19 protein-coding genes and 2 pseudogenes are annotated in these 22,767 nt (G+C 69.0%); 14 read left to right on the top strand and 7 right to left on the bottom strand.

The genetic code is table 11. The annotated features are described in order from the left end of the window. Window positions 1–321: 321 nt before the first annotated feature. From mdo to AFB00_RS33060, 4 genes are all read left to right on the top strand, one after another. Complete coding sequence (gene mdo, locus AFB00_RS08735; RefSeq protein ID WP_068796808.1) at window positions 322–1,593, top strand: NDMA-dependent methanol dehydrogenase; 1,272 nt, start codon at window positions 322–324, stop codon at window positions 1,591–1,593. A gap of 81 nt (window positions 1,594–1,674) precedes the next feature. Continuing rightward, window positions 1,675–2,748 (top strand): MadB family AAA-type ATPase, encoded by a 1,074-nt coding sequence (locus AFB00_RS08740; RefSeq protein ID WP_068796809.1) that lies wholly within the window; start codon window positions 1,675–1,677, stop codon window positions 2,746–2,748. Next, window positions 2,745–4,271 (top strand): MadC family VWA domain-containing protein, encoded by a 1,527-nt coding sequence (gene madC, locus AFB00_RS08745; RefSeq protein ID WP_068796810.1) that lies wholly within the window; start codon window positions 2,745–2,747, stop codon window positions 4,269–4,271. The genes AFB00_RS08740 and madC overlap by 4 nt, the downstream gene beginning before the upstream one ends. 572 nt (window positions 4,272–4,843) lie before the next feature. Then, window positions 4,844–5,017, top strand: coding sequence for a hypothetical protein (locus AFB00_RS33060; RefSeq protein ID WP_156819448.1), 174 nt, complete (start codon window positions 4,844–4,846; stop codon window positions 5,015–5,017). A gap of 344 nt (window positions 5,018–5,361) precedes the next feature. On the opposite strand, the gene AFB00_RS33065 is transcribed toward AFB00_RS33060, so the two are convergent. Next, a complete protein-coding gene (locus AFB00_RS33065) occupies window positions 5,362–6,405 on the bottom strand; it encodes a DUF6414 family protein (RefSeq protein ID WP_156819449.1) in 1,044 nt (347 codons plus the stop codon). A gap of 220 nt (window positions 6,406–6,625) precedes the next feature. Here AFB00_RS33065 and AFB00_RS33925 point away from each other — a divergent pair, with 220 nt between their 5' ends. From AFB00_RS33925 to AFB00_RS08755, 3 genes are all read left to right on the top strand, one after another. After that, window positions 6,626–7,078 carry an IS5 family transposase gene (locus tag AFB00_RS33925; RefSeq protein ID WP_068796811.1) on the top strand — a complete coding sequence of 151 codons (453 nt, stop codon included), beginning with the start codon at window positions 6,626–6,628 and terminating at the stop codon, window positions 7,076–7,078. Next, window positions 7,062–7,349 carry a transposase gene (locus AFB00_RS33930; protein WP_231974412.1) on the top strand — a complete coding sequence of 96 codons (288 nt, stop codon included), beginning with the start codon at window positions 7,062–7,064 and terminating at the stop codon, window positions 7,347–7,349. The genes AFB00_RS33925 and AFB00_RS33930 overlap by 17 nt, the downstream gene beginning before the upstream one ends. Before the next feature lie 108 nt (window positions 7,350–7,457). Continuing rightward, window positions 7,458–8,891, top strand: coding sequence for an IS1380 family transposase (locus tag AFB00_RS08755; RefSeq protein ID WP_068796312.1), 1,434 nt, complete (start codon window positions 7,458–7,460; stop codon window positions 8,889–8,891). A gap of 959 nt (window positions 8,892–9,850) precedes the next feature. Here AFB00_RS08755 and AFB00_RS08760 read toward each other — a convergent pair. Next, the gene (locus AFB00_RS08760; RefSeq protein WP_083275996.1) at window positions 9,851–10,954 is read right to left on the bottom strand and encodes an IS630 family transposase; all 1,104 of its coding nucleotides are present in this window, start codon (window positions 10,952–10,954) and stop codon (window positions 9,851–9,853) included. A 123-nt stretch (window positions 10,955–11,077) separates the two neighbouring features. Further along, complete coding sequence (locus tag AFB00_RS08765) at window positions 11,078–11,803, bottom strand: DUF5710 domain-containing protein (protein ID WP_068796812.1); 726 nt, start codon at window positions 11,801–11,803, stop codon at window positions 11,078–11,080. Window positions 11,804–12,459: 656 nt separating this feature from the next. On the opposite strand from AFB00_RS08765, the pseudogene AFB00_RS08770 reads away from it, so the two are divergent. From AFB00_RS08770 to AFB00_RS08790, 7 genes and pseudogenes are all read left to right on the top strand, one after another. After that, a pseudogene (locus AFB00_RS08770) lies at window positions 12,460–13,569 on the top strand (IS256 family transposase); the annotation flags it as partial. A gap of 215 nt (window positions 13,570–13,784) precedes the next feature. Beyond that, on the top strand, window positions 13,785–14,900 hold the full coding sequence (locus AFB00_RS08775) for an IS110 family transposase (protein WP_083275376.1): 1,116 nt from the start codon (window positions 13,785–13,787) through the stop codon (window positions 14,898–14,900). A gap of 6 nt (window positions 14,901–14,906) precedes the next feature. After that, window positions 14,907–15,122, top strand: a pseudogene (locus tag AFB00_RS33075) (transposase); the annotation flags it as partial. Between the two features lie 128 nt (window positions 15,123–15,250). Next, window positions 15,251–15,511 (top strand): hypothetical protein, encoded by a 261-nt coding sequence (locus AFB00_RS33080; protein WP_071339567.1) that lies wholly within the window; start codon window positions 15,251–15,253, stop codon window positions 15,509–15,511. Continuing rightward, window positions 15,471–15,761 carry a transposase gene (locus AFB00_RS08780; RefSeq protein ID WP_060710840.1) on the top strand — a complete coding sequence of 97 codons (291 nt, stop codon included), beginning with the start codon at window positions 15,471–15,473 and terminating at the stop codon, window positions 15,759–15,761. The genes AFB00_RS33080 and AFB00_RS08780 overlap by 41 nt, the downstream gene beginning before the upstream one ends. Next, on the top strand, window positions 15,758–16,666 hold the full coding sequence (locus AFB00_RS08785) for an IS3 family transposase (protein ID WP_068796814.1): 909 nt from the start codon (window positions 15,758–15,760) through the stop codon (window positions 16,664–16,666). Before AFB00_RS08780 ends, AFB00_RS08785 begins: the two co-directional genes overlap by 4 nt. A gap of 78 nt (window positions 16,667–16,744) precedes the next feature. Continuing rightward, window positions 16,745–17,215 (top strand): hypothetical protein, encoded by a 471-nt coding sequence (locus tag AFB00_RS08790; protein WP_068796815.1) that lies wholly within the window; start codon window positions 16,745–16,747, stop codon window positions 17,213–17,215. Here the strand turns inward: AFB00_RS08790 and AFB00_RS08795 are convergent. From AFB00_RS08795 to mobF, 4 genes are read right to left on the bottom strand one after another with little or no spacing between them, the layout of a single operon-like run. Continuing rightward, window positions 17,194–18,462, bottom strand: coding sequence for a hypothetical protein (locus AFB00_RS08795; RefSeq protein ID WP_068796816.1), 1,269 nt, complete (start codon window positions 18,460–18,462; stop codon window positions 17,194–17,196). The two genes, AFB00_RS08790 and AFB00_RS08795, sit on opposite strands and share 22 nt — an antisense overlap. After that, on the bottom strand, window positions 18,354–18,875 hold the full coding sequence (locus AFB00_RS36105) for an IS5 family transposase (RefSeq protein ID WP_442965863.1): 522 nt from the start codon (window positions 18,873–18,875) through the stop codon (window positions 18,354–18,356). Before AFB00_RS36105 ends, AFB00_RS08795 begins: the two co-directional genes overlap by 109 nt. Continuing rightward, window positions 18,799–19,251 (bottom strand): IS5 family transposase, encoded by a 453-nt coding sequence (locus AFB00_RS36110; RefSeq protein WP_060710991.1) that lies wholly within the window; start codon window positions 19,249–19,251, stop codon window positions 18,799–18,801. The genes AFB00_RS36105 and AFB00_RS36110 overlap by 77 nt, the downstream gene beginning before the upstream one ends. Then, window positions 19,230–22,628 (bottom strand): MobF family relaxase, encoded by a 3,399-nt coding sequence (mobF, locus tag AFB00_RS08805; RefSeq protein ID WP_068796817.1) that lies wholly within the window; start codon window positions 22,626–22,628, stop codon window positions 19,230–19,232. Before mobF ends, AFB00_RS36110 begins: the two co-directional genes overlap by 22 nt. Between the last annotated feature and the right edge of the window lie 139 nt (window positions 22,629–22,767).

Below are 22,767 nucleotides of genomic sequence, written 5' to 3' on the forward strand. Positions count from 1 at the left end.
CTCTTCTACCGGGGTCCCGCACCCTCGTTGAGCACCTCCACGCCCCCGGCGTGTCGCCGCCAGCCGCTCCCCACTACTGGGAAAGGCTCAGTGAGGTGTCGTCGGGGCGTGGGCCGTGCGCTGGCACCGTGCCAGCGTTAGGACCTCGGTGTGTTTGGCCGCCCCCTACCGACGTAGGGGCGGTGACCTCGACCGTCGGAGGGGTCGTTGACCCGTCGTTCGCAGAGCAGGTCAGGTACCCATCTGTAGCTGTTGCTACTAGTTCGCAACAGCCACTGTTGTGCTTGTCCGCTGCGCCACCGAGGTCGTCGAGGAGAGCCAATGGCCATCGAGCTCAACCAGATCTGGGACTTCCCGATCAAGGAGTTCCATCCGTTCCCGCGGGCGCTTCTGGGGGTGGGGGCGCACGACATCCTGGGTGTCGAGGCGAAGAACCTCGGCATGACGCGGGTGCTGTTCGTGACCTCCGGCCTGCGTGGTTCGGGGATCATCGAGGAGCTCAAGGGCAAGGTCGAGTACCAGGGCGTCGACGTCGTCGTCTACGACCAGGTCGAGTCCAACCCGAAGGACTACAACTGCATGGACGCGGCCGCGCTCTACACGAGCGAGCGCTGCGACGGGATCATCTCGATCGGCGGTGGCTCGTCACACGACGCCGCCAAGGGTGCTCGCGTCGTCATCGCCCACGACGGCCGCAACATCAACGAGTTCGAAGGTTTCTCCAAGTCCACGAACATGGAGAACCCGCCGCACATCGCGGTCTCCACCACCGCCGGGACCGGGTCCGAGACGTCGTGGGCCTACGTCATCACCAACACCTCGGACATGGACAAGCCGCAGAAGTGGGTCGGGTTCGACGACGCCGTGGTCACCACCCTCGCGCTCGATGATCCGCTGCTCTACTACAGCTGCCCGCAGCACTTCACCGCGTTCTGCGGCTTCGACGTCTTGGCCCACGGCTCCGAGCCGTTCGTCTCCCGACTGGACTTCGAGCCGTCGCTGGGCAACGCGCTGTACTCGATCGAGCTGGTCGGCCAGTACCTGCGCGAGGCCGTCTATGAGCCGCGCAACCTGCAGGCGCGGTCGAAGATGATGCATGCGCAATACATCGCGGCCCAGGCGTTCAACTCCGGCGGTCTGGGCCTGGTCCACTCGACCTCGCACGCGGTGTCGGCGTTCTTCGACACCCACCACGGCCTGAACAACGCGATCGCCCTACCGCGGGTGTGGGAGTACAACCTGCCCTCGCGCTACGAGCGCTACGCCAAGATCGCGGTCGCGCTGGGCGTCAACACCACAGGAATGACGACCGTGCAGGCCGCTGACGCCGCGGTCGAGGAAGCCATCCGGCTCTCCAAGGACGTCGGTATCCCGGACAACTTCGGGACGCTGCGTTCTGACAGCTACGACAAGAACCGGATGAACACAGGCAAGTACTCCGGCGTCGGCGACTCGATCCCGACCGACGGTGACACCGTCCGCAAGATCGCCGAGCACATGATGGGCGACTACTGCACCCCCGGTAACCCCCGCGAGTGCACCGTGGACGCTCTGGTCCCCTTGGTCGACCACGCGTTCACCAAGTCCTACTAGGACCGGCACCGCTTCCGCCGCCGCGCCCGGGATCAGGCCCCGGGTGCGGCGGCCCCGCGCGCCCACCAGCTGAGGAGAACGGTGTTCGACAGTCCCGAGACGTTGACCGAGGCCCTGGCCGGCGAGAACTACGTCATCGACCCCGAGTTCGCCGTGGTCGTCCATCTGGCCACGGCCCTCGAACGACCGCTGCTGCTGGAAGGACCGGCAGGTGTCGGCAAGACCGAACTCGCGAAGGTACTCGCAGCGGCGAGCGGGCGCAGGTTGGTCCGTCTGCAGTGCTACGAGGGTCTCGACGACGGCCGCGCCCTCTACGAATGGGACTACGGCAAGCAGCTCATGCACGTGCAGATGCTGCGCGACCGGATCGGTGAGCTGCTCTCCGGCGCCGCGACGATGGCGGAGGCCTCGGCCCGGCTACGGGCCGAGGACACCGGCCTCTACACCGAGGACTTCCTGTCCACCCGCCCGCTGCTCGATGCCGTCTTGTCCGAGGAGCCGGTCGTGCTGCTCATCGACGAGGTCGACCGGACCGAGGAGTCGATGGAGGCGTTGCTGCTGGAAGTGCTCGCCGAGCGCCAGGTCACCGTTCCCGAGATCGGCACGTTCACCGCACGCTCCACACCGTGGGTGGTCCTCACATCCAACGACACCCGCGAGCTGTCCCCGGCGCTCAAGCGCCGCTGCCTGCATTACCAGGTCGAGTTCCCGACGCCCGAGCGTGAGACCGAGATCGTGTCCCGCCGCGCGCCCGAGGTCGCCGGCGACGTCGTGGCCGACGTGGTCGAGCTGGCCCGGCGGCTGCGGGAGCTCCCACTACGCAAGTCCCCATCGATCTCCGAGGTCATCGACGCCGCCCGCGCCGCGGCCGTGCTCGGACTGGAGTCCTCGGGTGAGATCGAGAAGGTGCGATCGGCGCTGCTCGCCGCCCTGCTCAAGTACGGCACCGACCGGCAGCTGGCGGTGCGCCGACTCGACGGCGCGCCCGAGGAACCCGAGGTGCAGCCGGCCGAGGACTCCGGGTGGGTACGGCGATCGAGCCGGCCTGCAGACACGACCTCGGGCGCGTTCGGCAAGGGCCGCGCATCCTCCGGCGGCGGCGTGAGCACCGGATCCCGGGCACAGGCCGACCGGTCCCGCCGCGGCCGTCGATGACCACCTCCGTCACCGCGGACCGGCTACTGGCCGTGCTGTCGGCCGCGTTCTGCCGAGTACTGCGCACGCAGCGGGTGCAGGTCTCCCCCGCGGAGTCCATCGAGGTCCGACGGGTACTCGCGCTCCTCGGCGCCGGTGATCTCGACCGGTTGCGCGCCGGGCTGCGCGCGGTGACCGTGAAGTACGCCCACGAGCGTGACGGGTTCGAGCGCGCCTTCGACGCGTTCTTCAACCCGGCACCGGCCCCGAACGCCGACGCCACCAGGGGCCACGGCCCCGGCATCCGCGAGCCCGGCGCCGAGGGGCTTCCGACCGAGATCGAGCTGACCGAGGACGACGACCCGCTCGGGCGCTTCGCCGACTACGACCCGAACGCGGCCGAGGTCGGCGACATGATCGACGCCGACGAGCAGGAGAAGGGCTTCAACCCGCACCGCGACGACGACGACGTCTCCCTCGGCGGCTCCGAGTCCGACTTGTCGGTCTCCTCCGGCGACGACCGCGGCCGCCGCGGCATGACCTACACCGTCGACCTGGAGCGGGCCGGGGCAGCCGTCGGCAAAGAACTCACCTCCGGCGCGAGCACCCCGGTCTCGGGCACGGTCTCCTTCGACGATCCCGAGGCCATCCTGGCCTGGCTCGCCACCTACGACCCGCACACCCTCTACACCGACGGCCCACCGGGAGAAGAACTCTCCGCGATCCAGCTCGGGAAACTCGTCGAGGCGATCACCGACTTCGTCGCCCAACTCGCCGAGCGGGTCGAGGCCGGCGCGCCACGCCGAGAGAATCCCTCAGACGCCGGGCCGGACACGATGAACCCCGCGGACATGGCGCAGGCCTGTCACGAGCTCCTGCACCGCATGCACGGGGCCCCGCGGCGGGTCCCGCGCGAACACGCCCACGGCCCCCTCGACGTCCGGCACACGATGCGACACAGCATGCGCAGCGACGGTGTCCCCTTCCACCTCCACCACCGGACGAAGGTCCCCGACCGGGTCCGACTACTCGTCGTCGCCGACGTGTCGCTCTCGGTCCGATCGATCACCGCATTCGTGCTGCAGCTGGCCCGCACACTGCACCGCCAGGCGTTCCGCTGCCGCGTGCTGGCCTACACCGATACCCCGGTCGAGGTCACCGACCTGCTGCAGGGCGCCCACGACGACCACGCGCTGGCCGCCGTACTCGCCGCCCCGGGCATCGACCTCGACGCCACCAGCGACTATGGCCGCGTCCTACGCGAGCTCAACGAACGCTTCACCGACGCCATCGACAACCGCACCGCGGTCCTATTCGTCGGCGACGGCCGCTCCAACGGCCTGCCCCCAGGAACCGACGAGCTACAGAAACTGACACGCCGGGCATACCGGGTCGGGTGGATCACCCCCGAACCACAGCGCTACTGGAACCAGGCATCCTGCGCCATGCACGACTACGCCCGACTACTCGACCACGTACTCACCGCACGCGACGCCGACGAGCTCCTCGCCGGGGCCGGCGAACTGGGACACGCACTGTCCTAACTCCTACACAGCTGACCTACAAGGCTGTCCACGGCGGTCACACCGTGCTCCGACCTGCCGATCCCTGCACACGGACCGTCCCACCGTGCACACCCGGACCCACGATGCGCACAACGAGCGGGTCACGCGGGGTGTCACGACCGCCGGACCGCGATAGCCAGCGACAGCCGCCTCGACCACCAGGCTGGCCCTCGCGGCACCCCGGTACCGCGTGGCACAGTCGCTGCCCGTGGGCGTCCCGGACCTGATCTACGGCACCAACCTCGGCTGCGTCGCCGCATCGACCACAGCAGCCACGCAATGCGCCCGCCCGGAGGCCTACGCGGTCCCGCACACCTACACCTACCCACGACGTCGCATCGTCCGCCTCTACGTATGCGACCAGTGCGGACCACAACACCCCAACGCCGAACCACTAACCCTCCGCGACGCAGCCATCATCCGGGCCCGCCGCGCCGACGCCGCCACCCAACTACGCAGGGCCGGCCACCCTGCCCCCGACTGGCCAGACCTCGTCATCGACGACTCGGCCGACGAGCGCACCACCCGGCCACGGCGATAACGTCCAGACCGTGAGCGACGACCAGGCCCCGACCGTCCGATCCCGCGCCCTCACCGCCGGGATCCCCGAGGACCGGCTGTCCACCCACTTCGACAACGCGGCACTGCTCCTCGACGGCGAGCAGGTCAGCGACCTCGCACAGCCCGCACCGCTGGGCACTCGAATCACCATCAGAGGCGCTTAGACGTAGCGGCAGGCAGCGTCACCATCAACCTCCGCCCCGTCCGGCCGTCGAGTCGGGACCGCGGCTTGGGGGCGCAGCCCCGTCACGCCACGACCGATGCACTGGGCCCTGCAGCTCTCTCCGGGCGAGGACAGCTCGCCCAGGTCATGGGGCCATCTAGCCGGCGCCGGAGCACTCCAGCCCGCTGTAATGACAACCTTCCCTACGCCTTCAAGCCGGCCCTGACGGGCGGCGTCGCTGCCGTCCGTCTCCTGCCTCCGGACCTGCTCCACGCCGCCGCGCGCACGCCCGCCACCATGGTCCAGCCCGAACGCGGCGAAGCCGCATCAGCGTCCCACTCCGAGCTAAACGAAAATGGCAATCGGAACAACCTTGAACGACGGCCCATCAATCCGGGAGGGCAGCGCCAGATCAAATGCATCCTCAATCTCCGCCACCTGTCCATCCCCAAGATCAAGGTTCACAGCTCGAGAATTGGCACTGTTTCGGAGCGACTCAAAGAGTGAGTCAACCAGCTCCGGACTCAGGCGATTCAAGAGCTTGTTGCGAGATAGAATCGGTCGGTCATCTTCTACCGCAGACGTAATCTTCCCAAGCACCGAGAACTCACCGTCGAGGATTCGATCCTCGTCTTCAACGACGAAATGCGCGTTGTCGCATATCGTAATTGCAGTTACATCCCCCACTCTACCGTAGAACTCGCGCGTCTTCTGTGTCCGAAAATCGGTTCGCACGGCTTCTGCGGCAGCACGAGCGATATCAGCTCGAATCTGCGCCTTCAGAAAAAGACCCTCAGCGAAAATCTTTAGATCGTCAATACTTGAGTACTCGGGATATAACTGTAATCCGCTATTCTTGACCTGGTGCTCCGTGAATGCAGCAATAAGATCGGGCGTCAAGATGTCCAGCAGGGCGTGCAGCGCGCTTGGCTGAAACGTAGCTTGAAACTCGACAAAGTCGCCACTACTTGACCCTCGAGCCTCGCTCGCAGAGTTCACTGATCTAATCAGACCGCGCTGCCTAAGCGCGTTGCGAACCTCAGCTAAATAATACGCCTGTGAATACTTAAAATTCTGAATTGTCTTTTCGTCTGCTCGAAAGCTGCTATCGGATGCACGGTTCCTACCCCCTGAAGCCTCAACACCAAGGTCGCCGACGATTGGTATTTTTGCACCCACTTTGCCGCCAACATGGGCCTGCCCTTCAGTCTTGTCGGCGGACGACGATCCTTCCCCACGCTCACGGCTCTCGTCCGTTACTAAAGGCTGGAAATGAATCTGCTGCAGAATTCCAGCTACATAGTCGGGATTTTGATATATCGACACGGTGGGCCGAATCCCTGACTCATTCATGTCTTTACTGGCAGTCTGACGTCGCTGCGTCGCCATGGAATACTCCGCCCTGAATGGGAAAACATGACATAACACTAGGAAAAGCTCGAAAGTCTGGAGTTGATGTAACGGCCAACCAGCAACTAACAGCGCCGGCCAACGCCGACGGCCGAGCGTTCAAGCTCGAACGCTAGTCAGCCTGCGGAGACGATCCGGCGCACACCGAGCTAGGGCGTGTCTCCCAGATAGGCGGACCGGGGTGCGCGATGCTTGATCGGTGCCGCGTACCGCTGTCCTGACTGATGCCCAGTGGGCCCGTCTGGCGCCGCTGTTGCCCTCCTCCGAGGGTCGTCGCGGGCGCCCGTTCCGCGATGACCGCCGGGTGCTCGAGGGGATCATCTACCGGTATCGGTGCGGGCTTCCCTGGCGCGACGTCCCAGCCGAGTTCGGGCCGTGGCAGACGTTGTGGAAGCGGCACCGCCGCTACAGCGGCGACGGCACCTGGGACCACATCCTGGCTGCTCTTCTGATCGAGGCCGACGCCGCCGAGGTGCTCGGGTGGGCGGTCAGCGTGGACTCCACGATCATCCGTGCCCACCAGCACGCCGCGACCCTCAAGCGCGACACAGGGGGCCGGATCGAACTACACGAATCTGCTCGCCGAACCAGCAGATCACGCGCTGGGACGGTCCCGCGGAGGGCTGTCGACGAAGATCCACCAGCTCGTTGACGGGCACGGCCGCCCGCTGGTGGTCCTCCTCGGCCCCGGCCAGGGCGGCGACTCGCCAATGTTTCCGCACCTGATGGCGCACCTGAGCATCGCCCGACCGGGCCCGGGACGACCCCGGACCCGGCCCGAACGCGTGCGCGCGGACAAGGCCTACTCCTCACGCGCGATCCGCCGGCACCTGCGCGAGCGCCGGATCATCGCTGTCATTCCGGAGCCCTCTGACCCGAATCCGCGAGTTGCGCTGGTGGCCGGACTGGGGAGATGGCGATAGGTGCCCGCTGACCTGCGATGATCGTGTTTGCGACGACACGACATTGCGGGTTGAGAGGACACCTATCAGGTGCGAACAGTACGCAAGCGACGCCCGCGGTGTGCGCGGGTGCGTCTCGGCGCGCCGGACGCGGCGCTGACCAGGTTCTCCGGGCTGGCCGCGGTGACCGAGCTGATCGACCGGCTCGGGATCATCGACAAGCTCGACGCCGCGGTCGGGCCCATCAAGGACCGCGACCGCGGGTGCAGCGCCGGGCAGATGCTGGTCGGCATGTCGGCGGCGCAGCTGTGCGGGGAGGACTTCCTGGTCGGGCTGGACCGGCACCGCGCCGACACCGCCGGGCAGGCACTCACGCCGGTGCCGGGGTTGGCGTCCACGACCGCCGCCGGGCTCGCGCGCAAGTTCATCGAGGGGCAGTGGGCGGCGGTGGAGACCGGGCTCGGTGACGTGCACACCACCGCGCTGGACCTGCTCGCCCAGGTCGACCCGGACCGGGCCGAGCAGCTGACGGCGGACGTGACGATCGATCTGGACACCACCGATGTCGAGGTTTACGGCCGGCTCAAGCAGGGCGTGGCGTTCAACCACCAAGGCCAGCGGGTCGCCCGCCCGCACGTCGCGACCTGGGCCGACACCGCGGTGGTGCTGGCCGCTGACCTCGGTTCGGGCCGGGATGACCCCCGCGCCACCAGCGCCGAGCTGTTCCACCGGGCGCTGGCCGCGCTCCCCGCGCAGGCGCGGGCGGGGCGAGTCCGCGTGCGTGCGGACGCGGGCTACTTCGCCGGGCAGCTCGCCCGCGCAGCCCTGTTCGTCGGCGTGGAGTTCGCCATCGGCGCCCGACGCATCGCGCCGCTGTGGCGCATCCTCGACGGCGTCGCGGCCGACGGGTGGACCGACGCGATCGACATGACCGGCGCGCAGGTCGCGGTGGCCGACTATTGCCCGAACTGGTGGCCCGCAGCGACCCAGCTGCTGATCCGTCGGGTCCGGCTCGACCTGGACCACGGCCAGGTCTCCGGTGACCCGCGAGCGCGGCGCCGACGCACCCTGCACCCCGCCCAGCGGGCGCTCCCGCTCGACGACCTCGCTACGGTGGCCAAGGTCGACGGGGTGTTCGCCTACTCGTTCATCGTGACCAACCTCGACGTCTCCACACCTGCCGCAGCCGCGCAGGCCGAGTACTGGTACCGCCACCGCACGAAGGTGGAGAACCTGTTCCGCGACACCAAGCACGGCGCCGCGCTGCGCCACCTCCCCTCCGGACACCTCGCGGTGAACCGAGCCTGGATGTGGGGCGCACTCCTGGCCGCCACCACCAGCGGGTGGCTGCACCACCTCACCGCCCGCACCCGCGACGGGCGCCTGGTCGGGCACGGCGTCCGCGGCGGCCAGGCCATGATCGCCACCCTGCGCCGGCGGCTGATCACCATCCCCGCCCGCCTCGTGCGCCACGCCCGCGGCCTCACCCTGCGCCTACCACCCGGCGAGCACCTACTCGCCGAGGTCCTCGCCCGCGTCCGCGCCCTGCCCGCTCCGTCCTGACCCGGCCGCACCGGCCCCGACCAGCACAGGAACCCGCCACCCGAGGCGACACTCGGGCCGCCCGCTTGCCCACCACCCCACTCCCGACCCAAGCAACATCAACTTTGGCCGACCAAGATCAGCTCATAGCCTACTCGCGGATTCGAGTCTGACCACAGCTGCACAGGTCACCGGCTCGCCAGCTCGGCGTCTGCACCCACACAACCAGGCCCCTGAGCTGCCGGAACGGCAGGTTGAAAAAGGCTCAATGTGTACTATGCATTAACGTGTAATGAAGACGTAGATCAAATGTCGAAAGCCGCTTTATCAGTTCTACATGACTCGATCCACGGTCATCGTCAGGCCCCAGGCCTCGCGAGGACGCGAGGATGCCGCCGACATACTCTACGAGAATCTCGTTCTCGGCGTACGAACCAACCTCAAGAAGTCCAGACGCGACGCGAGGAGACAATCCGGATAGCTCCGCCGGACTCGCTTCAATTTTTCGATCTGCATTCTGCGCCACCTTGCGGAGATTACGGATACGTGCTTCTGACCAATCCGCCAGCATGAGCCCGAGTCGGTCCGCGGTTGGGCCGAGAAGCCGCGCCAAGAGATTGCCCGTCGTCTGCACTGCTTCGGTAGCAGCCTTAGTGGTGATTGGATCCACTTGGCCACCTCCATCCGCTTGAGTCATGGCCGACACTGTAGCGAATTGCAGTCTCAGATGCTCCACGAACAACGACGTATGCGCCAGTCGGCGAGCTACGAACGCCGGACGGGCATTGGTAGTCGACGTTCGACCAATCGAGATATCGAACGTCCATAGTCGAGTTCTCGTAAGTGCCATGCGCCAGCTTGACCTACACAACAGCACCCACCGGCCACGATCACCCCGATACGTCCCCGCAGCTCAGAGGCGCCGTCCCGCGCTCCCCCGGACCGTCCAGAACGACGATCTCGGAATCTCTAGTGCCTCGTCAGGCAACGTTGGGTAGGTAATCCGGCCTGCGGATCTTGGACTCGGGCGCGAAGTGTTTCTTGGGTCGGGCGTGGCGGTTGGCCCAGCGGATGTAGCCGGCGATCGCGGCTTCCTGGGCGGTGTGGGAGGGGTAGTCGCTGCCGTCGAGGGTGAAGTAGCGCAGCGCGGTGAACTCCGACTCGATCCAGTTCAGCCAGGACGCGTTCGTGGGGGTGAGCACCAGCTCGACGTCGTGGTCGTGGCACCAGTGCGCGACATCGGTGCGCAGGTGCGGGGAGAAGTTGTCGCAGACCACGTGCAGACCGCCGGTGGGGAAACGGCGGCGCAGCTGGCGGAGGAAGTCGAGGAACTCGCGGCCGCGTTTGCGGTCACGGAGCCGGTAGAACAGCTGCCCGGAGGCCAGGTCCAGACCGGCGAACATGTGCCGGACCCCGCTGTGACGGCTATAGGTGGCCCGTAGCCGGGCCGGGCGCCGGATCGGGAACCAGCCCCGACCGGGGCGGGGCAGCAGGTTCAGCGGCCCGAACTCATCGACACAGATCACCCGCGCACCCGGTTCGAGGCGACCGTCGGCGGCGCGGTCGTAGAGGTCGAGGATCCGGTTCATCTTCTCCACGAACCGCGGGTCCCGGCTGGCCTTCCAGGTCTTCGTGGCCTGCCAGCGGACCCCGGCGTCACGCAGGACCTGGCGGACGGTCTCGACGCTGATCACGACCCGGTGTGCGGCGGCGAGGTGTTCGACCAGCTTGGCCAGGCTCCAGGTGGTGAACGGCAACCCGACCTGCTGGGGCGGGGTGCGAGCGACCCGGCAGATCAGCTCACGGACGTGGGGACCGAACCTACGGGGTCGGCCCCCGCTCCATTTTGGGTCCAAAGCGGCGAAGCCCTGCTGGTTGAACGCGTGGATCACCTCCCGCGCGTACTGCGGCTTCGCCGCGAACATCATCGCGGCCTCGGTCGCGGTCCGGCCCTGCACCGAGGCCAGCACGATCCCCGCCCGCCGCAACCGGACCCGGTCCCGCGCCGTGCGCGTGATCCTGACCAATCGCTGGGCCTCGTCCGGGGTCAGTCCCCGGACGAACACCTCCGGCTGTCGCGCCACGGCCATCACCTCCGGCGCACAGCCTCCTGCGCCAGACCGGGACGGATCAAGCCGACACGATTACGTCCCCAACGTTCCCGGACGCGGCACTAGATCAGAGGTCCAAGCATGTTTACCTCGTGATCACGACCGGCCTCGATGACGGCTGAGAGTGTGGTCAGCTGTGCGGGACCGCTGGGCTGGGGCCTCGGGCCGGCGGAGGGTCACTCCGGCGTCGGTGAGCATGGTCAGGTCGAGGTGCCAGCGCCGCGCGGAGCGGGCGGTCCAGAGCTGGCCGGCGTCGTCGACGTGGCGGGCGACCTGGGCCCGGTTCATCCCGGTGACCTCGCCGAGGTGGGCCAGGGCCTGCTCGGCGCGGCCGGTGACATTGGCGTAGCCGATGTGAGTGCTCAGGTGGCACGGCGAGCACAGACAGATCAGCCGGCGCAGCGCCTGGGTCGAGGTGGCGTCGTCGTAGGCCCACCGCTCGTGGGCCTCCAGGTAGCGCCCGGCACCCCGGTCCGGCTCGGCGCCGCAGGCTTCGCAGCGCTGGCCGGCACGGCCGAGGATCATCCGGCGCAGGCGCTCCCAGTCCTTCTCCGAGACACACGTGCGGACGTTGGTGAACCAGCAGGTCCGGGGCACCATGTCGACAAACAGGCCGGATCCGAACGAGCGGTCCTCACCCGGCAGCAGGTCCGGGACCTCGGGCAGCGCGGCCCACCGCGCCAGCCCGGCGGTGGGTGGGCGGGGGTCGAACCAGCGCCGGGCGCCGGGGTCCCAGCGGGCGCCGTGGGCCTTGGCCTGGTCCTTGTCGCCGTAGGGGACGTCCAGCCACGCTCGGGCCGGACCGGGAGTCGTGCTCAGCATCGCGGAACCTCCTGGCTCGGGTCGAACCTTCGCGATGCAGGGTCGCATCCGGCACCGACAATGAGCCTTTTTCAACCTGACCAGCGAGCTTCTGCGTCAGGAGATCGCGAAGGTTGCAGCGCAACTGCTCTGACCACAGCTGCACAGGTCACCGGCTCGCCAGCTCGGCGTCTGCACCCACACAACCAGGCCCCTGAGCTGCCGGAACGGCAGGTTGAAAAAGGCTCAATGCCGGTGGCCTCACGTGCCGGGGGCGCGGCCGAGGGCGTGCGCCGGCTGCCCGGTCGCGTGCTCTGCAACCTACGGCTGTGGCTCGTGCCATTTCGTCGACCTGGCTTGCCCCGATCACGCCCCGGGCAGGGGGCAACCACTCGCACCTCACCCGACCACCTACAGCCGGCGCCCCGGGGTTGGGCGCCGCTGCCACCCGGCCACCAGAGCAGGCTTGCCCCCTGACCGGGGTGTGATAGCCCTCCGGGAGGTCGACGACATGGCGCGCGCCACAGCCACCCACCTCCTCACTGCAGCCGGTCTCGGATCCCTGCCCCCATTTCGGAGACCTGCCTGCCCGGCGAGGGCCGGGGGGCCTGTGCAAGGAACGGTGGTTCCGGTCCGACACGCCGGGCTCGGGTCCGGTGGGATGGGCACTGTGAGTGATGACATCGGACCTTGTGGGTTCAGCCAAGGATGAGACGGGTTCAGGGCGTCAGCTCTCGCCCGAGCAGGCCGCCGCGGCGGCGATGGTGGCCGACGCGCGAGCACGCGGCCTGGAGCTGACCGGCCCGGATGGGCTGTTGAAGCTGTTCACCAAGAACGTTCTGGAGACTGCGCTCGGGGAGGAGATGACCGAGCACCTCGGGCATGCAAAGAACCGGGCCGACCCGGACCGGGAATCGACGAACAACCGGAACGGTCACCGGTCGAAGACGGTGATCTCCGATGCTGTCGGGGAGGTCGAGATCGAGGTGCCGAGAGACCGCGACTCGACGTTCGAACCCCAGATCGTTCGGAAACGGCAACGGCGGTTGGGGGATGTCGATGAGATCGTGTTGTCGCTGTACGCGAAGGGTTTGACGACCGGGGAGATCTCGGCGCATTTCTCGGAGATCTACGGGGCGTCGGTGTCGAAGGAGACCGTCTCACGGATCACCGACTCGGTGATCGCCGAGATGCAGGAATGGGTGTCGCGGCCACTCGATGCGGTGTACGTCGCGGTCTTCGTGGACGCGATCATGGTGAAGGTCCGCGACGGGCAGGTCGCCAACCGGCCCGTCTACGCGGCGATCGGGGTCACCGTCGACGGCCGCAAGGACGTGCTGGGCCTGTGGGCCGGCTCCGGTGGTGAGGGCGCGAAGTTCTGGCTGGGGGTGCTGACCGACCTGCGTAACCGCGGCATGCGGGACGTGTTCTTCCTGGTCTGCGACGGGTTGAAAGGCCTGCCCGAGGTGGTGGAGAACGTGTGGCCACAGACCATCGTGCAGACATGCATCGTGCACTTGATCAGGATCTCGTTCCGGTTGACGTCGCGGCGTGACACCGATGCGATCAAGCGAGGGATTCGGGCGATCTACACGGCCCCCACCGCCGACGCCGCTCTCGCTGCTCTCGATGACCTCGACGAGAAATGGGGTCGCACTTATCCGGCGATGATCCGGTTGTGGCGCAACGCCTGGACCGAGTTCGTTCCGTTCCTCGACTACGATGCCGAGATCCGTGCCGTGTTGTGTTCGACGAACGCGATCTGGGTGTTTAGATCAAGGAGTCGGTCAGGGCGTTGCTTCCCCGGCCGATGCTCGAGGCGGCCAGCCCTGACTCTGAACGCTATTGACGCCGTGAGGCTGTCTTCGATTCGAAGTGTCGGGCTGGCCGCGTGAGCGCAGGCCCGCGGTGCCTGGCTTGAAGAGAGCCTGCCTGACTCAACCCAGATCTGCCGACACCGCGGGCCTGCGCTGTCCACGATAGGCCACGCAGACGGGAACAAGTGTTGACGCACGAACACGGTGTCGCGGGGATCGATCCTCACAAGAATACGGCTACCATCGCAGTCCTCGATCATCGAGGCGGCGTGGTCGACAACAAGTCCTTCTCCATCACCAAGGGCGGTATCGATGAGCTGCTGACGTTCCTGCTCGGTGTCGAGCTGACGATCGACCGGATCGGCATCGAAGGATCGGGATTTCTCGGCCAGCCGCTGGTCCTCGCGCTCGCGGCCGCGGGTTACGACGTGCGCGAAGTCCAAGCCAACCGCACCGCGGAGCGGCGTAAGCGTCGTCGTCGGGCCAAGACCGACGCCGAGGACGCGGAGGCCATCGCCCGAGAGGCCCTCAGCGACCCCGAGCTGCCTCCGGCCGGGAAGCACACCGCGCCCAGCCCGACATGGCAGACGCTCACGGTGATCCGCGACTGGCGTGAATCTCTTGTCCTGCAGCGTGTTCGGCTGCTCACCGAGTCCGAAGCAGTACTCGTCACGCTCCCCGTCGCCATCCGCGCCACGTTGCCCTCGACCAGCCGCGTTCTCCCGCAGCTCCAGTCCCTGGTCGACGGCGTCGCGAACCCCGATCTGCTCAGCCCAGCCGAGCGGCTCAAGCTCGACCGGCTCGCGGCCAGCCTGAACGACATCATCACCCTGACGGCGCGGATCAAGGAACTCGACCGACAGATTCCCGCCCTCCTCAGCGACCTTGGCTGCACCCTCACAGAGGTCCGCGGTGTCGGCGTGGTCACAGCCATGGATCTTCTGGTCGAGATCGGCGATCCGTGCCGGTTCACGACCGAGGCCCAGTTTGCACGCTGGTGCGGAATCGCGCCCGTCGCCCTCTCGTCGGGTGAAGGTCACGGGCCGGCCCGTCGGCACCGACTCGACCTCGGCGGCAATCGAGCTGTCAACTCTGTTCTGCACATCGTGCACGTCACGCAAGTCCGATGCCACCCGCCGGCGAAAGAGTACATGGCGAAACGGGTCACCGACAACAAGACAAAACGTGAGGCTCGGCGAAGCCACAAGCGGCAGCTCGCGAACATCATCATCAGACACATGTGGACCGACGCAAGACGCTCCACGGCGACCACACCGACCAGCTCCGCAGCTGCTGCTTGACAAGAGAGCTTCGAATCACTCAACGCCCGCTACCGCCGAGCGGTACGGGCGCGAGGGCATTTCCCCAGCGAGGCGGCCGCGTTGAAATGCCTGTATCTTGTGACCCGCAGCCTCGACCCGACCGGGCGAGGCCGCGCACGGTGGACGATCCGCTGGAAGCCGGTGATCAACGCCTTCGCGATCACGTTCGGTGACCGCTGGCCGTCCGCCGAGCACTACTGACCAACAACGCCGGAACCACCGTTCCTGTTACAGACCCGGGCCGGGGTGTGGGGCCTGGCCCCACGGTCTTGCGGTTCTGCCCGGTTCGTCTCGGAAACTGTCGGTAGGTGGTCGCATACTCCCGCGGTATGGAGGAGCTGACGGAGCAGGGGTGGGTAGAGGAGCTGGAGCGGGTCGCGGTCGCGGTCGCGGTCGCGACGACCGTGGCGATGCTGGACGCGGGTGGGTTCGTGCCGGCGCCGACGATGCATCTGTGGTGTGAGGCGCTGGGGCGCCAGCCGTACGCGGGGTACGTGCGGTCGTGCGGTTCCCCCATGATCGGGGAGGCATCAGCTATAAGGGGTAGCGATGCCAGAGGTACGGAAGCGCTACGACCGGGAGTTCCGTGACGGAGCGGTCCGGGTCGTGGAGGAGACGGGCAAGCCGATCGCCCAGGTCGCCCGTGACCTGGGGGTCAACGAGGGCACGCTGGGCAACTGGGTGGCCCGTGCACGAGAGGCCCGCGAGGACACCGAGGGCCTGTCTCGCGGCGGCGTCGAGGAGCTCAAGCGGCTGCGCGCGGAGAACGCCGAGCTGCGGATGGAGCGTGATGTCCTCAAGCGATCCGTGGTCCTGTGGGTCAAGGAGGCGACGAAGTGAGCGTGGCCCGTTTCATCGCCGACCAGAGGACCTTCCACCGGGTGCCGCACACGCTGGCCTGCGCCCTGTTGGGGGTGTCGATCTCCTGGTTGTACAAGTGGCTCGACCGCGCCGCGCGTTCCGACGGTGGTGCCACCGCGACCGAGAAGCGCCGCTGCGCGTTGGACGCCGCCGTGGCCGTGGCGTTCGACGACGCCCAGCGGCTACACGGCTCACCCCGTCTGCACGCCGACCTGTGTGAGGCCGGATGGCGGGTGTCGGAGAAGACCGTGGCGGACTCGATGCGCCGCCAGGGCCTGGTCGCCCGCCGGATCAAGCGGCACAACGGGCTGACCCGCCAGGACCGCACGGCGCCGAAGTTCCCGGACCTGCTTCGTCGGGGTTTCACTGCGGCCGAGCCGAACCGCAGATGGGTCGGGGACATGACCGAGATCCCCACCGCGGCCGGGAAGTTGTATCTGGCCACGGTGATCGACCTGTACTCGCGGCGGCTGCTCGGCGCGGCCACGGGGCTGCACCCGAACGCCGAGCTGGCGTGTGCGGCGATCCGGATGGCGGTGGCGGCCCGCGGCGGGGCGGACCGAATCGCCGGGGTGATCTTCCACACCGACCGCGGGTCGACCTACACCGCGGGCGCGTTCACCGCTCTGTGTCGGCGGCTCGACATCCGTCAGTCGATGGGCCGGGTCGGGTCGTGTTTCGACAATGCCGCGGCGGAGGCGTTCTTCTCCAGCCTGGAGTGGGAAGTGCTGTCCCGCAACGAATTCGACACCATCAGTAGGGCGCGGGCGGCGGTCATCGACTGGTGTTACGGCTTCTACAACCACCGGCGGCGACACAGTGCCGCCGCCGGGCTCTCACCGATCAACTACGAGAACGCCGCCCTCACCCGAGACGCGGCATAAGAACCCTCCACGATCTCGGGGGAACCGCAGTCGCGGGCGTTCTACCCCGGGCAGGACGCGCATACCGCGATCGAGCTGATGGGGTTGTTGGCGTCGATGGTGAACGCCTCCCGGCTGGTCGTCGTCTGGGAGCAGGCCGACCTGCAGGTCGCGTTGCAGCGCCCGGGGCCGGCGCTGCCGTCGGGGCTGGTGGTGCTCGATGCGCCCCGCGACGGCGAGCACGTGGTGCGGTGGCGCCCGATGGGCCTCGTGCAGACCGGGACCCGGTCGGACGGCCTGCCGGTCGTGGCCGCGCAGTGGGAACGCGGCCACGACGTGGCCGGCGGGCGGTTGCCGGAGCCGATCTCGGGGCTGTTGGAGCTGTGGCGTCACCGCCGTAGCTGGTCCGGGGAGGAGATGGCCGCGTTGTACTCGGCGATGGAGGACGGCGGCTACCTGGTCAGTTGGGCGCAGCGCCCCGATGACGGGCCGCTGCAGCGGTGGCCGCAGTGGCGGCACGTCATCGCCGCGATACTGCACGAGCGGGGTCAGGCGCGTTCGTCGGCGTAGCCGTACCCGTCGTCGTCTTCGTCGTGGTCCTGCTCGCTCGTGTGCTCGATGTGCGGGTCGAGATCGCGGTCCTCGGCGGTGTCGAGGCTGGCCTCGTATGCCTGCTGGGCACGGATCTCATCGAGCGCCCGGCGGGCGCGGGTGACGGCGTCCTCGGACTCGGCCGCGGTCGGGACCCGTACGTCGTCCTCGCCGACCTCGTCCGGCTCGGCGGCCCCGAGATCGCGGACGTCGGGGACCTCGGTCTCCAGGACGGGGCCGTGGTGCTCGGCCCCGGCGGTGTCGACGCCGGCGTCGCTGCCGGTGTCTGCGTGGTTCTCCTCGTGCTGGTCGTGCACGTCGGACTCGGTGATGGGCCGGTGGTCGTCCTCGGCGGCCATCGCCTCGGTGTGGGCGCTGAGCCAGTCCTCGGCGGTGACGCGGTCGTCGACGTCGTCGCGGTCGGCGTTGCGGTGGGTCAGGGCGATCAGGGCGCGGTCGTGCTTGATCCGGTCGACGGTGGTTTGGGCGAGCCACTCGCCGCGGGCCTGTTCGACCTGTTCCAGCTCGGTGGTGCGCCGGTCCAGCTCGGCGGCGAGCGCGGCGGCGTCGGTGCCGGCGCGGCGTAGCTCGGCGGCTTGTTGCGGGTCGGTGGTGGCGTCGGCTTCGGTGCGGCGCAGCGTGGCGGTGTGGCGGTGGTGCGCGGCGGCCTGGCGGGTGCCGGCCAGCTCGTTGGCGACGTAGCGGGGCGCCCAGGTCTGCTGGCGCTCGTAGGCGCGGACCCGCGCCCGTAGCGCGCCATCGGACAGCTCGAACTCTTCCCGGTCGGCCTGCGGACGGCCCAGCGCTTCCCATCCGGCGCAGTAGGCGGCGTGGTACTCGACCAGACCGGGCTTCGGTGCCGGCCCGAGAACATCTAGCGCCTCGACCTGACCGGCCGCTCCGGCCTCCTCGCCCGGGGCAACATCGTCGGCGTCAGGGGCGGAATCGGTGGCGTCGCGCCCGGTCAGGGCGCGGCAGACCGCGACAGCACCGGCCTTGGTCTCCCAGGCGGCCCGAGCCTCGTTCTGGTCTTCGTCGGGGACGTCGCCGAGCAGATCACGGGCCCAGCGGGGCAGTTCATCCGCGGCGGCTGCGCCGAGGTCGGCGGTGCGCTGGTCTAGGGTGTGTCTCCCAATGCGCGGAGCCAGGTGACGATTGCCTTCAGGACGGCGCCGCCGCGGAAGGTCAGGGCGAGCTTGTCGTAACGGGTGGCCAGCCCGCGCCACTGCTTGACGTGGCAGAACCCGCACTCGACGACGTTGCGGTTTCGGTAGTCGACCGGATCGAATGCGGGCGGTCGGCCACCGCGTGAGCCCCGTCGTTTGCGGTGTCCCTGCTGGTCAGAGGGCTCCGGAATGACAGCGATGATCCGGCGCTCGCGCAGGTGCCGGCGGATCGCGCGTGAGGAGTAGGCCTTGTCCGCGCGCACGCGTTCAGGCCGGGTCCGGGGTCGTCCCGGGCCCGGTCGGGCGATGCTCAGGCGCGCCATCAGGTGCGGAAACATTGGCGAGTCGCCGCCCTGGCCGGGGCCGAGGAGGACCACCAGCGGGCGGCCGTGCCCGTCAACGAGCTGGTGGATCTTCGTCGACAGCCCTCCGCGGGACCGTCCCAGCGCGTGATCTGCTGGTTCGGCGAGCAGATTCGTGTAGTTCGATCCGGCCCCCTGTGTCGCGCTTGAGGGTCGCGGCGTGCTGGTGGGCACGGATGATCGTGGAGTCCACGCTGACCGCCCACCCGAGCACCTCGGCGGCGTCGGCCTCGACCAGAAGAGCAGCCAGGATGTGGTCCCAGGTGCCGTCGCCGCTGTAGCGGCGGTGCCGCTTCCACAACGTCTGCCACGGCCCGAACTCGGCTGGGACGTCGCGCCAGGGAAGCCCGCACCGATACCGGTAGATGATCCCCTCGAGCACCCGGCGGTCATCGCGGAACGGGCGCCCGCGACGACCCTCGGAGGAGGGCAACAGCGGCGCCAGACGGGCCCACTGGGCATCAGTCAGGACAGCGGTACGCGGCACCGATCAAGCATCGCGCACCCCGGTCCGCCTATCTGGGAGACACGCCCTAGGTGGCCAGCGAGGTGGTCGAGGTAGCGGCTCATCTGCGGGTCGTCGAGCTGGGGCACCCGGGCGGCCCAGGTGCTGACCTGCGGTTGGAAGCGGCGGCGATCGCGCAGCCGGGCGTGGATGACGTTGGTCAGGTTTCGGGCACCGGTCAGGGGCTGGGCGGTGATCGTGTCGCGTAGCGCCGTGTAGGGGTCGGTGCCGGCGACCTCGGCCCGGCGCAGTATCCGGGTCAGGGAGCTGGCCGCGTCCTCGGCGGCGAGCTGGTCGCGCTGGGAGGCGGTGAGGACCTCGGTGTCGGTGAGTCGGTCGAGCCATGCGCTGGTGCGGAGCACCGATGCGTCGTGCGCGGCGGCGGCGAACAGCTCCGCGGCCGTGGCCACCGAGCCGGCCCAGTCGGCGGACTCCTCGGCGACGGTCAACGCCGAGCGGTCCGGTTCGGCCGTGTCGAGAGCGGCGGCCAGGACGGCCTTGGGTGAGCGGTGCAGCTGATGGTCGGTGCTGCCGTCGGCGCGGTCGGGCAGCGCGGTGACGGTGGCGACGTGGGCGGTGTTCGCCTCGGTGCCGCGGGTCATCCCGACCAGCCCGGCGGCGTGGTCGGTGCGGTCGGTGAAAACCGAGTGCGAGGTCTGCACTGTGGCGCCCTGCCCGCAGTAGCGGGTACCGGCGTAGCCCAGAGCGAGATCCTCGGCCACGAACCGCGGCGAGAGCACCATCCGCCCGGCCCCATCAGCACCGGCCGCGCCGTCGGGGCCGGTGGGGCTGTGGGTGAGGTCGGTGGTGACGTCCAGGCCGCCGTCGGCGCGTACTCCGAGGACGCGGAACCGTTCGCGGGTGTGCGGGCCGCGGCGGTTGCCCTGGTAGCCGACCAGGGTGTGTCCGATCGCGCGGGCCTCGACGACGTCGCCGACGCCGGCGAACGCGCCGGTGCGCCCGAGCCGGACCCCGGTCTCGGTGACCAGGCCGAGGTCGACGAGCTGGGCACGTAGCTGCGCGGAGAGCCGGTCGGCCTGCTCGTTGGTGTCGACCAGCAGCAGCGACGCCTTCCCGTCGAGGGTGTCGCCCAGCCACGCCCGCGCCGCCGACTCCTCCGCCGCGGTGAGGTCGCCGCAGTCGAGGAGCCGTCCGCGGCGGTGGTACTCGTCGAGTACCTCGGTGTCGCCCTCGCGCAGCCGCAGCGACGCCTCGCGCTCCCACGCGTGCTGGAAGCGGCGGGCCTCGTTGAGCTCGTAGCGGGCCCCACCGGCCTTGCTGATCAGGTCCATCCCGCCACCGGCGCCGACCGCGGCGAGCTGGCGCGGATCCCCGACCAGCAACAGCTTCGCCCCGGCCGCGTCGACGTGGGCGTGGATCGCGGCCAGGGCCGGGGTGTCGGTCATCGCGGACTCATCGACCACCACGATGTCGTCGGACCCGAGCCGGAACCCGAGATCGGCGTCGTCGCGGGGCCGCCCGTCGGCGAGGCGCTGCTGGGTCGCCAGCCACGCGGCGATGTTGCGCGCCGCCAAGCCCTCCCCGGCGAGGATCTCGGTCGCGGCCTGCGCGGTCGCCAGACCGAACACCCGCCGCATGTGCCCGCCGGTCAGCTCGGGGTCGGTCCACGCGCGGGCCAGGGTGCCCACGGTGAACGACTTCCCCGTCCCCGGCGGCCCGACCAGCGTCTCGACCCGCGCACCGGAACCCAGGACACCGCGGATCGCGGCCTCCTGCGCGGCGCCGAGCCGGGTGCCCTGCGCGCCGAGACCGGCCATGAACCGCTCGATCGACGACTCGGCCATCCGGGCCCCGTCGCAGGCCCCGGCGGCGCCGGCGAGGAGCCGCTCGGTGTGCACGTGCGCGGCGGTGGCATACAGCGCCCCGCCCGGTGCCTCGAACGCCGACGCCCCGTTCGCCAGCTTGTACACGTCGGGCTCGAACTCAGCCGCCGGACGCTGCGTCTTCAACTTCACCAGGTCGCTGGTCATCGCCTCATCGGCCAGGGTGTCGAGCAGCTTGGTGATCTGGGCGCCGTCGCTGATCCCCAGGTGATCAGGCAACGCGCTGTTCAGCGCCCGGATCAGGTCCGGACGTTCCCACGACGACCGCGACCGCTGCACCTCGTCCAACGCCACCGAGATCACCTCGGCCGGGGACCACTGCGCCGGCTCCATCTGCCCCGGCCGCGCGGCCAGCGCGGCATCGGCGATCCCGGCCAGCCCGCCCCCGATCTCGGCGTCCATCCGGGCCGCGACCCGGTCCAGGAGCTGCTCGCGGGTCTCCCCGTCGTGGGACTTCGACGCCCGCGTCGCCAACGTGGCCTGCTGGGCGAGGCGTTCGAGCTGATAACCGTTCGGGGCGTGCCCGTAGCGGGCCTCGAACGCCTCGACCAGCTCGGTGGTCTTGGCCGTCACCTTGTGCCGGCGCGTCGAGATCAACCCCATCGCCTCGGCCGAGACCCCGACGACCTCGCGGGCCTTCCCGTCCGGGCGGGTCGCCAGCAGCATCCCCAACGACGCGGTGATCCGCTCCTCGGTCGTGCGCTCCGCGACCGCCGCCGCAGCCGGGCGCCACCGGTGCAGGCTGCGCCCGTCCACGGTCCGCCACACCCCGTCCGGACCCTCGACCCGGTTCAAGATCGTGTTGTGGATGTGGAGCTGCGGGTCCCGATCCCGCGAGTCGTGCTGGAAGAACGACGCCACCGTGAACGCGTGCGCATCCGCGTAGCGGCCCGCCGCGCCGCCGTGGCGCCCGACCCGGGTGTAGCCGGCCTCGTCCTGCAGCAGCGCCAGCGCCGCGTTGTTGCCCGCCCAGATCGCGTCCTCGACCGCCTTGCGGAACTCACCCCACGCCGCCGCCGTCTGCTCATCGCCCGTGCCGCGGGCGGCGACCTCGCGGGCCTCGAACGCCGTGTGCAGCAGCGTCACCGACTTCTGCACGCTGAACGTCGCGTCGTAGAACGCGACGTTGTGCCGGGCCGAGCGTCCCGCCTCGGTGCGCAGCTCCGCGCGGCGTTCCGCCGACGCGTCCGGCTCGCGTTCCAACGCCTCCGCATAGATCTCGTCCTCGGACGGGTACCGGCGTCCCGTGTGTCCCAGCGTCCCAGCCTCGTCCCACCGCGACCGGTCGCCGAACGCCGTGTCCCGCGGGTCGAGGAACCGCTCGTACACCGCCCGCATGTCATCGGCCTCGACCAGCCCGGACAGACCCAGCTTCTCCGCGCCGGCACCCCACCACCGCCCCGGCGGCTCGCCCTCGGCGACCGCACCGGTGTAGTAGTTCTCCCGACCGGTCGCGACCTCCTTCAACAGGTACTCCGGGCTGTAGCCGTTGACGATCCTCAGCACGACGACCACCCCGAAACGATCATGAAACGGGTGGCGCGAGCCTCAGCGACGGTGTGCAGCCCTTCCGGGAGGCCGAAGGCCGACCCGGACCGACAGATCGTGATGCAAGGGTGTGAGTCCTTTGATCTTGGGGTGGTGTTGCTCTGTT

The sequence above is a fragment of the Pseudonocardia sp. HH130630-07 genome (genome assembly GCF_001698125.1).
GTDB lineage: Bacteria > Actinomycetota > Actinomycetes > Mycobacteriales > Pseudonocardiaceae > Pseudonocardia.